At 61.3% G+C, this 12,815-nt stretch carries 9 protein-coding genes; 4 read left to right on the top strand and 5 right to left on the bottom strand.

From position 1 onward, the window contains the following. Positions 1-26: 26 nt before the first annotated feature. The gene (locus ATY77_RS31265; RefSeq protein ID WP_088690297.1) at positions 27-1,310 is read right to left on the bottom strand and encodes an extracellular solute-binding protein; all 1,284 of its coding nucleotides are present in this window, start codon (positions 1,308-1,310) and stop codon (positions 27-29) included. A 37-nt stretch (positions 1,311-1,347) separates the two neighbouring features. Beyond that, positions 1,348-3,669, bottom strand: coding sequence for an alpha-L-rhamnosidase (locus ATY77_RS31260; protein WP_088690296.1), 2,322 nt, complete (start codon positions 3,667-3,669; stop codon positions 1,348-1,350). A 142-nt stretch (positions 3,670-3,811) separates the two neighbouring features. On the opposite strand from ATY77_RS31260, the gene ATY77_RS31255 reads away from it, so the two are divergent. Beyond that, positions 3,812-4,870 (top strand): LacI family DNA-binding transcriptional regulator, encoded by a 1,059-nt coding sequence (locus ATY77_RS31255; RefSeq protein ID WP_088690295.1) that lies wholly within the window; start codon positions 3,812-3,814, stop codon positions 4,868-4,870. 50 nt (positions 4,871-4,920) lie between these two features. Here the strand turns inward: ATY77_RS31255 and ATY77_RS31250 are convergent, their stop codons facing one another. Continuing rightward, complete coding sequence (locus ATY77_RS31250) at positions 4,921-5,832, bottom strand: dihydrodipicolinate synthase family protein (protein WP_088690294.1); 912 nt, start codon at positions 5,830-5,832, stop codon at positions 4,921-4,923. A 127-nt stretch (positions 5,833-5,959) separates the two neighbouring features. On the opposite strand from ATY77_RS31250, the gene ATY77_RS31245 reads away from it, so the two are divergent. Continuing rightward, on the top strand, positions 5,960-6,664 hold the full coding sequence (locus ATY77_RS31245) for a GntR family transcriptional regulator (RefSeq protein WP_088690293.1): 705 nt from the start codon (positions 5,960-5,962) through the stop codon (positions 6,662-6,664). Positions 6,665-7,232: 568 nt separating this feature from the next. After that, positions 7,233-8,165 carry a hypothetical protein gene (locus ATY77_RS31240; protein ID WP_141103979.1) on the top strand — a complete coding sequence of 311 codons (933 nt, stop codon included), beginning with the start codon at positions 7,233-7,235 and terminating at the stop codon, positions 8,163-8,165. A 140-nt stretch (positions 8,166-8,305) separates the two neighbouring features. On the opposite strand, the gene ATY77_RS31235 is transcribed toward ATY77_RS31240, so the two are convergent. Both ATY77_RS31235 and ATY77_RS31230 read right to left on the bottom strand, forming a co-directional pair. Beyond that, complete coding sequence (locus ATY77_RS31235) at positions 8,306-9,643, bottom strand: alpha-L-fucosidase (RefSeq protein WP_088690291.1); 1,338 nt, start codon at positions 9,641-9,643, stop codon at positions 8,306-8,308. Positions 9,644-9,668: 25 nt separating this feature from the next. Further along, on the bottom strand, positions 9,669-10,676 hold the full coding sequence (locus ATY77_RS31230; RefSeq protein WP_088690290.1) for a LacI family DNA-binding transcriptional regulator: 1,008 nt from the start codon (positions 10,674-10,676) through the stop codon (positions 9,669-9,671). 183 nt (positions 10,677-10,859) lie between these two features. Between ATY77_RS31230 and ATY77_RS31225 the strand changes: the two genes are divergently transcribed. After that, entirely contained in the window at positions 10,860-12,785 is a 1,926-nt protein-coding gene (locus ATY77_RS31225) for an ABC transporter substrate-binding protein (RefSeq protein WP_088690289.1), read from the top strand. Positions 12,786-12,815: the final 30 nt, after the last annotated feature.

The following is a 12,815-nucleotide window of genomic DNA, read 5'->3' as shown; positions in this document are numbered from 1 at the left end:
GAGGCTGACTGGCCCGAAAGACCGCTCTACCAGTTGGGCAGCCCGAGCTGCTTGGCCTGCTTGCGCACATCCTCGTCATAGAGCTTCGCCGCGTCGGCGGGTTGGCGGATGCCGGAGCCGACCTCCACGGTGATCTGTTCGAGCGCCGGTCCCTTGACCGGAGAGACGAATTCCAGCGCCGGCGTCGTCTTGTCCTTGGTTTCGAAATAGGGAAGCATGTCCTTGATTGCAGGCGGCACGTCCGCCGGCAGGTCGCAGCCGTCGACCAGGGAAGGCCCTTGGACGGCGTTGGTGTCCACCATCACCTTGCAGCCCTCGACGCTTCCGGCGAAATCGACGAATTTCTTTGCTTCGTCGGCGTGCTGGCTGCTGGCCGGGATATAAAGGCCCGGCGGCATCCAGACCGTCAGCCCGTTCGTCTCCGCATCGTCGCTCGGCTGGGCGAAGAAGCCGACATCGCCCAGATTGTCGGGATAATTCTGTTTGAGCGCGCCGACGGCGAAACTCAGCATCGGATAATGCGCCGCCTCGCCGGTCGCCACCATTCTGAGGCCGTCGTCATAGCTTGCCGCGCCGAAGTCCTCATTCATCAGGCCTGCGTCGTGAACGTCCTTCAGCCGTTCGAAGCCCTTCATGGCTGCCGGTGTTTCGGCATATTTCGCCTTGTTGGCGGTATAGTCGGCGGCGAAGTTCGGCACGGCGGCATGCAGATTGTAGTAATCGGCGAGAACGAAGAGCTGCGAAGTCCAGGTATCGCGATAGGTCTGCGCCACGGCGACCTTGCCCGATGCCTTGACCTTGGCGTTGTTGGCCATGAAATCAGCCCATGTTTTCGGAACGGACAGGCCAAGCTCCTGGTAGATCTTCCTGTTATAGAGGATCCCGCCCGCCATCGCCGTGCCGAAGGGAACGCCGTAGAGCTTGCCGTCGGCGCTGACGACGGCCTTGAAGCTTTCGTCGACCTTCGCCTGCGACGGCAGGCCGCTCAGATCGACAAGCGTCTGCGTGGGCTTCAGCGCCTGCAGGAGCGAGCCGGAATTATAGAGGAACACGTCGGACATTTCGCCGGTCGCCAGGCGTGTCTTGACGATGTTGTCGCCCTCGCCGCCGCCCGGCCGCTGCTCGATCTCGATCGTTACGTCGGGTGCCTTGGCCTGGTAGGCGGCGACCAGGGCCTCGGCCGCCGCGACCGTGTCGGGGTTATTGTCGATCAGGAAAGACAGCGTGGTTTCCGCCTGCGACGGGCTGGCCGCGGCCAAGGCCAGAAGCGCCGACGCACCCCAAAGAATGCGCTTTATCCGATGTGTCATGACGTTCCTCCTCTGAACGGTGTGACCTTTATGCTCCTCAATGATCGGGTAGAGAAAAAACCAGCTGGTGCGTCCCGGGCGAAAGAACGGCCTCTCCGGTGACAGGCTTGCCGTCAAGCGACGGGTTCTGGTGCCGCCGTCCGGGCCGGAAGCGGCCGACGCAGCCCTCCGGAAGCGTCAGCACATAGGTGACCTCGTTGCCGGTGCAGCGCCAGCCCGCCTCGATGCGTCCCTGGCTGACATCGTGATAGGCTGAAACATGCGAAAGCGATGGGATCGGTGCGGGATCGACGATGACTTCGGCAAACCCCGGCGCATCCGGGCTCGGTGAAATGCCGGCGACGCATTCGAACAGCCATTGGCAGACCGCGCCATAGGCATAATGATTGTAGCTGTTCATGTCAGGCTCGTAGATGGTGCCGTCAGGCGCCATCGAATCCCAGCGTTCCCAGATCGTCGTCGCTCCCTTCGAGACCTGATAGAGCCAGCCCGGCACGTCCTCCTGCAGGAAGACCTTTTCGGCAAGGTCGTCCATGCCGAGCTTTGTCAACGCCGGCAGGAGGGCAGGGGTGCCGATGAAGCCGGTGCCGATCTTGTAGTCGGCATCGATGATCACCTGCCGGAAATGCTGCCGGGCCGCCTGATCATGCTCGGCCGGTATCAGGTCGTGGAGGAACGCCAGCGCATAGGAGGTCTGGTCGTTATGAGCGAGCCGTCCCGCCGGCGTGATGAACTCGTTGGCGAAAGCCTGCCGGATTTCTCCGGCGCGCCGCTTCATCTGCTCTCCTAGCGTGTCTTCGCCGAGAACGGCGGCGATCTTTGCGAGAAGGTCTGTCGAGATGAAGTGATAAAGGGTGGCGGCGCAATCGTCGGCGATCGTCGGGCGCGGCTTCCTGTTGTCGCCGACCGGCTGCAGCCAGTCGCCGAAGGTGAAGCCGCGGGCGCCCCAATGCGACGGCGGACGCACGATCGGGCCATCCGAGATGGACCAGACGAAATCGACCCAGCGCACCATGGAATCCAGGCACTCCGACAGAGCGGCCCGATCGCCGTAATGGGTGTAGAGCACCCAGGGGATGACGACGATCGCATCGCCCCAGCCGGTCGAGCCGGCATAGCCCGGGAAGTTGGCGGGATGCAGGCGAGTGGGGTCCGGCGAGAAATGCGAGACGGCCCCGTCCTCGCGCTGGTCGGCCATCACGTCGCGCAGATACTTCCTGAGGAAGGACCGGCTGTCGCTCAGCCAGCACGCGGTTGCGGCAAAGACCTGGGCGTCGCCCGTCCACCCCAGGCGTTCGTCGCGCTGCGGGCAATCTGTGGGCACTTCGACGAAATTGGCGCGCTGCGACCAGATGGTGTTCTGCACGAGACGGTTGACGAGAGGGTTGCCCGAGGTGAAGCCGCCGGCGGGTTCCGGCACCGACGAGATTGGGATCGATGCGATTTCGAGAATCTCGGCGTTCCCAGTGATCGTCACTCTGGCATAGCGGAAGCCGTGGAAGGTGAAATGCGGCGCATAGGTCTCGTCGCCGTCTCCGTGCAACGTATAAAGCGTGTGCGCTGCGGCCGCACGATAGTTGCGATTGTCGAAATGGCGATCGGGACCGAGGACTTCCGAATGCTCCACCCGCACTTCGGCGCCGCCCGTGCCGCGGACCGTGTATCTGACATAGCCGCCGACATTCTGGCCGAAATCATAGATCGTCCTGCCTTCCTCATCGGTCCAGCTGTCGACCGGGGCGAGCGGCTGCAACTCCCGCACCGCCGCGGTCTCATGGGCGACGAGCAGCCCCTTGTCGAAAGGCAGTCTCTCTGTCCCATGGGTTTCTGCGAGGGTTTCCCGGAGGGCGTCATAGATCTCGCCGAAATAGATCCCCGACTTCAGAATGGGCAGAAGGCCGCTCCGCCAGCTCGTATCGGTGGACAGAATGGTGCCGCCCGGCGTGACCAGATCCGCAATGGCGCCGATCCTGTCGCCCCAGCAGTTCGGGATCGCTTTGGCGCCCCACATGATGGGCGACCGGTACCATCCGTCGGCGAGCCAGATCTCGATCCGGTTGACGCCTGACTTGAGCAGGCTCGACACGTCGTATCGCTGATAGGCGATGCGATCGTCATAATTCGTCCAGCCGGGCGTCAAAAGATCGGTGCCGACGCGCTCGCCATTGATGAAGCAGCGGTAGAGGCCGAGCGCGGAGATGAAGAGTTCGGCCGGACCGCCCGCGCCATCGTGCTCGAAGGTTCTGGAGACAAAGCTTGCCTGCGTTCCCTGGCCGCCGTCCGACAGTGGCGCGATCATGTCCCCCGACCAGGCGCGCGAAACGAGATCGCCGTTGATGGCTGCCGGCTGAAAGTTCATCAAGTCCTCCCACAGAATGTAGAACGTTCTCCATATAACGTTCTACATTTTTTTCGGGAGTGCAATAGAAATTTCGCCGCCACTCTGCCATGGTGTTTTCGCGGGCGATTGTGGACGGCCCGCAGAGCAGCCCAGAGATTTCATGCCGATCGAAGACAAACAAAGACTGCAACGAAATGATCGCGTGACGATCCGGACAGTGGCAACGCACGCAGGCGTCTCGGTCGCCGCGGTTTCCAAGGTGATGCGAAATGCCTATGGCGTCAGCGAAGGGCTGCGCGCAAAGGTGACCGGCGCCATCGAAGAGCTCGGCTATCGCCCTTCACGGGCCGCACGGGGCCTGCGCGGCCGCAGCTTCACCATCGGCGTGCTGCTGATCGACATCCGCAATCCCTTCCTGCCGGAGGTGATTGCCGGCGTGAACGGCGTACTGGCGCTGTCGCATTATCAGGCGATGATCGGCGTCAGCGATGCGCGCGTGCAGCTGGAGACCTCGTTGATCGAGTCGATGATCGACTACAAGATGGACGGCCTGATCCTCGTTGCCCCGCGCTTGCCCTCCGAGATCATCGCCAAACTCGCGTCAGAGATACCGATCGTCGCGGTCGGCTACCACGATGCCGGCGCCACCGCCTTCGATACCGTCAATGCCGACGACCAGCGCGGGGCGGAGATCGCAGTCGAGGCGCTGCTTGCCTGCGGCTACCGCGATATCGAAATGCTCAGTCTCGGAGAGCGCGAGGGGCACCAGGTCTCCGTCGTTCGCCAGCGGGAGATCGGCTTCCGCCGGGCAATGCAGCGCGCCGGGCTCGGCTCGTCTGCCTCGATCAGCAAAATTCCGATCGCCCCGCCAAAGCGGGAGGAAACCATGCGAAAGTTCCTGTCGCGAGAAAACAGGCCGCGCGCCGTGTTCTGCTGGAGCGATCTCGACGCGATCACGCTTTTGAGCCTGGCGATGGAGATGGGCGTGCGCGTACCCGAAGACCTCGCCGTCATCGGCTACGACAATTCCTCGACCGCAGCGCTCGGCCTCGTCAATCTCGCAAGCATCGATCAGTCGGGCAGGGAGCTCGGCCAGGTCGCCACCCGGACATTGATTTCCAGAATAGAGGGCCGCACCAGCGCGGAGCATATTTTCCAGATACCGTCGCTGGTCAGCCGTGGCAGCCTCATCCGTTCCGGCAGCGCCAAAGGCGCTTAGCGGGTGGGGAAGGACCGGCAGCTGCTGCGCACGCTGCCGGCCTCATTGCCTCAGGCGGCCTTGCCGATTTTCGACGGACGCGTGGCGGCTGCCTTTTCGACCATGGCGGTGACTTCGGCGCGGCGCGCGCCCGACAGCGGCAGGCGCGGCATGCGGACGCGTTCGGAGCCGCGGCCCATGATCTGCTCGGCGAGCTTGATCGACTGCACGAGGTCATGCTCGGCATCGAGATGCAGAAGCGGCATGAACCAGCGGTAGATCTCGCGGGCTGTCTCCCAATCGCCGCGTTCGGCGGCGGCGACGAGTTGCACGGATTCCTCCGGGAAGGCGCTGGTGAGGCCCGAGACCCAGCCCTTGGCGCCGAGCATCAGCCCTTCGAGCGCGACGTCATCAAGGCCGGCGAAAATATCGAAACGATCGCCGAATTCATTGATGAGGTCGGTGAAGCGGCGCGGATCCGGCGCGCTTTCCTTGACGGCCTTGATATTCGGCACATCGGCCAGCACCTTCAGCACGTCGGCGCCGATGTTGACGCGATAGGCCGGCGGGTTGTTGTAGAGCATGATCGGCAGCGAGGTCGCTTCGGCGACGGTGCGGAAATGCGCGATCAGCTCTTCCGGCTTCGGCACATAGACCATGGCCGGCAGCAGCATCAGGCCGTCGGCGCCGAGCTTTTCGGCGTCGCGGGCATAGGCGACGGCGCGCCGCGTGTCGAATTCGGAGACGCCTGTCACGACCGGAACACGGCCGTTGACGACCTCGACGGCGGCTTTGAGGATCGTGCGCTTTTCATCGGGATCGAGCGAATTGTTCTCGCCGCATGTGCCCATGACGATCAGGCCGTTGACGCCGTCGTTGACGAGCGCGTCCTGAACGCGTTGGGTCGAGGGCAGATCCACGGAAAGATCTTCGTTGAATTGTGTCGTTACGGCGGGAAATACGCCCTTCCATCCTGTCGTCATCGCTTGCACCCCGTTAAAGTCAAGAGCGTTATATACAAACTGTCGACAAGACTCAACCGGCTCTATCAGGACCGTTGCAGAAACCGGCCGAAACGCAATACAAGGCTTCAGGACAGGGGCAGGACAGATGCAGACTGACACGGAAAATGTACGGGTGCGCGGCTCCGGCACGCAGAGCGTCTATGTGACGCTGCGCCGGGAAATCCTGTCCATGGCGCTGGAGCCCGGCAGCCCGCTCGATGAGGTCCGGCTGTCGGAGCGTTTCGGCATGTCGAGGACGCCCATTCGCGAGGCGCTGCTGCGGCTTGCCGCCGACGGCTTGGTCACAACCCTGCCGAACCGGAACACGATCGTCGCGCCGATCGATTTCGCCAGCCTGCCCACATATTTCGAAGCGCTGACGCTGATGTACCGGGTCACGACGCGCGGGGCGGCCGAGCGGCGGAACGGTGAAATCATGAAGAGCATCCGGCTGCACCAAAAGCATTTTGCCGATGCCGTCGCCGCGCGCGACGCCTATGCGATGATCGAGGCGAACCGCGAATTTCACGTGGCGATCGCCGAGCTCGCCGGCAATTCCTATTACACGACCTTCTTCGCCAAGCTGCTCGACGAAGGCCGGCGCATCCTACGCCTCTATTACTCCACCTTCGACGACCGCCTGCCGCGTCAATATGTCGACGAACACGAGGAAATCATCGCCGCGATCGAAGCGGGCGATGCCGAGCGGGCCGACCGGCTGGCGATCGCCCACGCCAGCCAGATCGTCCGCCAGATCCAGGACTATCTCGCCCGCGACCTCGACCGGCCAATGGCGATCAGCCTGTCCTGAGCATTGGCTCAGTTGGAGAGAGACGTCGTACTTTCCAAGCATGCCGGCCGAAAAAAGCCGGGAGCCTGTAATGATCCCGGCCAAATTGATTGGACATACAGGCAAAGCGGCTACTCCGCTGTTGCCTGATTAGCGACTACGAAAATGCCCGCGGACAAATTCGAGCTTACCGAAGCGAATACGGTTATAAGGATTAATCCAAACCATACCGTTCTCCTTTCGTAAGGCAGTGGGCCTTGAAAGAGAGCGGTAGACGTGCGAATCTTTGAATTGGAGTGGTCAAAGGATCGCGGGGCGCCTAACGCACCTTTCGATTTCTTGGTCATCTGAGCCGCCCTTCCCGCTGCAACGGGTCGGGTGGCTTTTTATTAGTCTCCCCTCTGACGCCAATGCCCAGAGCGTGAGGGGCTACACAAGCCTGATAATCATCGTTTCGATCTTTGTTGGCGGCGATTCGCATCCGCCATGATGACTTGTCTTTGGTGTGCGTTCAAGTCATCTAGTAATGGTGATTGCTATTTTATGGCTTGCTGTGTATATGCTGACTGAGAAATTTGCGAGGTCAAAGATGTCGGATGCAGCCACGAATAAACCAATTCGCAGCCCCTCTTATCCAAATATGTCTCTAAAGGACGCAGTGGATGCTGTAGGAAAGATTGAACGGCAGTATCGATCTTCCCCGGTGGACCGGACCTTGGCGGCAAAGCTTGTCGGTTATTCCAGCCTAAGTGGTCCAGCCAATAAAGCACTTGCTGCCTTGGCTTCATATGGTCTTCTAGAGCGGGCGGGAAAAGGTGAGACGCGTGTTACCTCGCGCGCTCGAGCAATTTTGCATGCAATTGATGACCAAGAGCGAATAGACAATCTCTTGGAGGCCGCCTCCGAGCCAGACCTGTTTCGAGAACTGCGGGAGCGCTTCGACGGTATCCCGGTGCCACCATTGGAGGGAGTGTTGACGTATTTGAATCGGCAGGGCTTCAACCCAACCGCTGTCCGCCCTGCTGCGCGCGCTTTTCTCGACACGATGTCGTTCGTTGAGGAACTAAGAGGAAACGAAAGTCATGGCTCCCGGTCATCGGAAGACGTAGAATCCCTTGGGTCGAAGGGTGGAGCCAATGGAAAGCCTTTCGGCGGAGCAGCCATAGGCGATCTCATTCAATGGGAGTCGCAAGGTGTGCTCCAATTGCCACGGCCTCTGCGCGTCCGTTTTGTTTCCGACGATGGAAACTGGGTGGCTGTAGAGGGAAGCCAAACAGGTATTCCAATGAGTGAAGTTATTGTTGAATCTAAAGCTTCAGCCCAACACGTGCCACCCATGTTTCCCTTCTCTCAGGAGGATCAAGCGCTGTCTCCTGTACAGGGTGAGATAGAATGGATGCGCAACCGCCTGGGTAGTGACACAAATGTCCGGCTTCTGGTAAAAGGTGACATGGGACCGAAAGAGATCGGGAAACTTATTCGCTTGCTGGAAGCGCAGAAGCTTGTCCTCGAAGAGGACTGACTGTCGGTGGAAGGAAGCAGAGAGGTCGACACGTTCCGAAACCGCCCGTGAGTTCAAAGCGGACGATGGTGAAGAGCAGGTGCCGACCCAGCCATTCTCCTCAGTGGGCAGGCGGTCCCACCCCTTCGGGCCGCTTTGTCTTAATCCTGAATGCCAGCCGCGCTCTCGGCCTTGAGTTTCACCTCGATGACCGGGACGACGGCCTTGGGGCGGCGCACCGGCAGGACGAATGTCAGTTCGTCCTCGGCGACGGGAAACTGGGTGTTCGCCCACAGCGTATTGGCGGACGGACGCAGCCAGGTGACTTCGCTGGCATCATGCAGGAATTGCGCATATTCGATCTTGCCGGCCAGGGCATCGAAATGCAGATGCTTGTAGGGCCAGTTGAAGAGGTGGATGTAAAGCCGATCGCCGTTCTGGGTCAGGCGGCAGTCGGGCGGGGCGGTGAAGTCGGACTGGGTGCAGCCGACGATGCTGCGCTCGTGCAGCGCCATCCACTCCTCATAGGCGGCAAGGGCCGATATTGCACGGTGGTCGAGTGTGCCGCGTGCCGTCGGTCCGACATTCATCAGCAGATTGCCGCCGATCGCAACGGTGCCGACCAGCATCTGCACCAGCTGCTCGGTGCTTTTCCAGGTGTCCTCGTCGCGGTGATAGCCCCAGGAGCCGCTGAGCGTCTGGCAGGCTTCCCAGACGACGCGCCTGCCGTCGCGCTTCGGCCAGGCGCGCGGCATATATTGCTCCGGCGTGACGATGTCGGGCTGCAGGCCGGCAAGGTCGAGCCGGTTGTTGATGATGATATCGGGAGCAAGCTCGCGCACCAGGCGCACCAGTTTCTCGCTTTCCCAGTCGCGATGGCCCTTTCCCACAAGTTCGCCGAGTTTCCACTGCGGATAGCTGAAATCGAACCACAGGATGTCGATCCGGCCGAACTCGGTCAGCAGCTCGCGCACTTGCTCGCGCATGAAGGCGGCATAACGCTGCATATCCCGGCCTTCGTTGATTTTCCCTGCATCGGGATGATTGCGCTGCGGATGGCGCGGATCGACGGTGAAGTCGGGGTGATGCCAGTCGATCAGCGAATAATAGAAGCCGATCCTGAGCCCCTCGGCGCGGAAGGCGTCGACGAAGGGGCGCAGCAGATCCTTTCCATAGGGCGTGTTGGTCACCTTAAAGTCGGTGGCCTTGGTATCCCACAGGCAGAAGCCCTCATGGTGCTTGGTGGTCAGCACGACATATTTCATGCCCGCGGCCTTGGCGCGTCTCGCCCATTCGCGCGGGTCGTAGAGATCGGGATCGAAACGATCGAAATATTTTTGATAGTCGGCGTCGTTCAATTCTTCGCGGCTTTTGACCCATTCATGACGCGCCGGCAGGGCATAGAGCCCCCAGTGCACGAACATGCCGAAACGGTCATGGACGAACCAGGCTTTCTTCTCCTCGGGCAGGGCCAGTGACTGCAGATTGTCGGCATCCATGGGATATCCTCCTGTTGATGGTCGATCAGGTCGTTTCGCGGATGATGAGCTCGGGCACGATGACGATGCCGTGCTGACGGTTCTTGGTGGCGATGCGGCTGAGCAGCAGGCGTACGGCTTCCTCACCCATTTCCCGTTTCTGCACCCGCAAGGTGGTGAGCGCCGGTGAAAGAAGTTCGGCGGTCGGGATGTCGTCGAAACCGATGAGGGCGATCTGTTCGGGGATGGAAATGCCGGCGGCCCGGCAGGCCTTCATGGCGCCGATCGCATTGAGGTCGTTGTAGCAGACGAGGGCGTCGATCCCAGGCGTTTCCGCCAGCAATCGCGCGGCCGCCGTCTGCCCGCCCGCAGCCGTGGGATCACAGTAGACGATGCCATGCGCCTTCAGCCCATGGGCCGCCAGCGTCTTGCGGAAGCCGACGAGGCGGCTCTTGCCGCCGAAGGAACTGCGCGGTCCCGCGACGATGGCGATTTTGCGGCGCCCACGCTCGACCAGATGGTCGATGGCTCGCGACGCGCCGGTCTCGTAGTCGGTAACGATCGTTCCGGCGACTTCAGGGGGAGCCTCGCGGTTGATGAGCACGACGGCGCGGTGGTGCGCGAGCGCCTTGTGCAGGGCGGCGTCGGGCAGGCGCGCGCTGCAGACGATTATGCCGTCGACGCGGTGCCGCAGCAGCGCTTCGATCAGTTCTTCCTCCCGCTTGCTGTTCTCGACGACGTTGGACAGAAGCAGGTTGTAGCCGGCCGCACTCGCCGCATCCTCGGCTCCCCTGATGACCTCGGGGAAGAACGGGTTGGTGATGTCGGGAACGAGAAGGCCGATGGTCTTCGACCGGTCGGATCGCAATCCGCGCGCAAAGGGATTGGGCCGATAGTTGAGTTCGTTCGCCGCCAGAAGAATGCGCTGCGTGGTCTCTGCACTGGCGCCACCCTGATCATTGAGCACGCGCGATACCGTCATCGGCGACACGCCGGCGGCGCGGGCGACATCGGCGATGGTGATTTTGGACTCTGGCTCTTTGGGGTGGCTCAACTGGGTATCTCTGGATAAATTTTGGATAACGATAACTAACATAATTCTAGATAAAGCCAAGGCTGATCAGGCCTTGAACACGACTCCGAGAATCTCTTTGACAAGAAACAACGGTAACGTTAACGTTATAGCTGGAGGAAAATACGTTAACGATAACCTAGGCGAGATCATTGGGAGGAAACAATGCAACACGTCAGAATGCTACGACGGCAGGTCGTTTCGATCGTTGCCGGTGCGATCCTCATCGGCTCCAGCTGGGCCGGCGCTGCCCTCGGCTTTCAGGAGGCGCCGGAACTCAAGGCGCTCGTCGACGCCGGCAAGTTGCCGCCTGTGGAAAAGCGGGTGCCCAAGGAGCCGCTCGTGCTCACTCCCCTTGAATCGGTCGGCACTTATGGCGGCACCTGGCGCACGGCCACCTTCGGCGGCGGCGATAGCGAGATTGAGCGTTCGATCGGCTATACCAGGCTGGTCCGCTGGAACCCGGAATGGACGGAGGTGATCCCCGACATCGCCAAGAGTTTCGAGGTCAATGCCAACGCCACCGAATATACCTTCACCCTGCGCGAAGGCACGCGCTGGTCGGACGGCGAGCCTTTCACCGCGGACGATCTGGTGTGGTGGAACGAGAATGTGCTGCGTAACACCAAGATCACCCCTGCCGCGCCGGGATGGCTGACTGCCGGCGGCGAGACCGTCAAGGTCGAGAAGATCGGCGACGACAAGGTGGTCTTCAAATTCGCTGCGCCGAACGGGCTCTTCCTGATGAATATGGCGACCGTGCGCGGCTCCGATATTCTGGCGGCGGCACCGGCGCATTACCTCAAGCAGTTTCACAAGGATTTCAATCCCGACGGCGTCGATGCTCTGGCGAAGGCGGCCGGCGCAACTGACTGGGTCCAGCTCTTCAACAACAAGATCGGCTTTCCCGGCCGCTGGCGCGATCTCGGCCGCCCGACGCTCGACGCCTGGGTGCTGACCGCGCCCTATAACGGCACGACGCAGGTCGTCGCCGAACGCAATCCCTATTATGCCAAGGTGGATACGGCAGGAAACCAGCTGCCTTACTTCGACCGCATCACCATCGACGTGATGCAGGACACGCAGGCGATCATCCTGAAAGCGATCAGCGGCGAAATCGACATGCAGAACCGCTTTATCGAGACGACGGATGCCCGCACCGTGATCGTGCAGAACCAGCAGAAGGGCGGCTACGGCCTGTTCATCGCCCGGCCGGCCTGGTCGAATGCGCTGCTGATCACGCTCAACCAGACCCACAAGAACCCGGCCCTGCGCGCCGTCTTCTCCAACAAGGATTTCCGCATCGGCCTCAGCCACGCCATCAACCGCGAGGAGCTCAACCAGCTGATTTATGCCGGGCAGGCCAAGCCCTATCAGGCCGCACCCCGCGAGGGCACGGCGCTCTACGACGAGAAGATGGCGACGCAGTATCTGGAATATAACGTCGATCTCGCCAACCAGTATCTCGACAAGGCCGGCCTGGCCAAGAAAGACGCCGAAGGTTTTCGTCTCGGCCAGGACGGCAAGCGGATCACCTTTGCGATCGATGCGCTGACCGGCAGCCCCATCCAGGTCGACGCGCTGGAAATGATCCAGCGTTATTGGCGAGCCGTGGGCATCGACATGCAGCCCCGCCCGGCCGAACGTTCGCTGATCTTCTCCCGCCTGCAGAACAATGAGAATGACGGCCTGGCCTGGGTCGGCGGCGGTGGCTACGACTTCCTCGGCCTGCTCGATCCCAAATGGTATTTCCCGCACGAATATGAATCGAGCTTCGCGACGGCCTGGGGCCTCTACTACCAGAATCCCAAGGATCCGAACGCTGAGGAACCAAGCCCGGCGGCCAAGAAGCAGATGGATCTCTACCGGCAGGTTCAGGAAGCGTCGACGCTCCAAAAACAGCTCGGAGCCATGAAGGAGCTGCTGGCGATCACGCGTGACGAGTTCTACGTCATCGGCACCAACCTGGAGCCGGACCGCGTCGGCATCGTCAAGACCAATATGCACAACGTGCCGAAGGTCATCCCCAGTACGTCCTTCTACATGACGCCGGGACCGGCCAAGCCCGAGACCTTCTACTACCAGCAGTAAAGCCAAATGATGGGCCGGAATGGCGTCTTC

It is taken from the genome of Rhizobium sp. R634 (assembly GCF_002211305.1).
Classification (GTDB): Bacteria; Pseudomonadota; Alphaproteobacteria; order Rhizobiales; family Rhizobiaceae; genus Rhizobium.
Note: the sequence above shows the minus strand (reverse complement) of the source record. Positions and strands in the feature narration are given on the sequence as shown.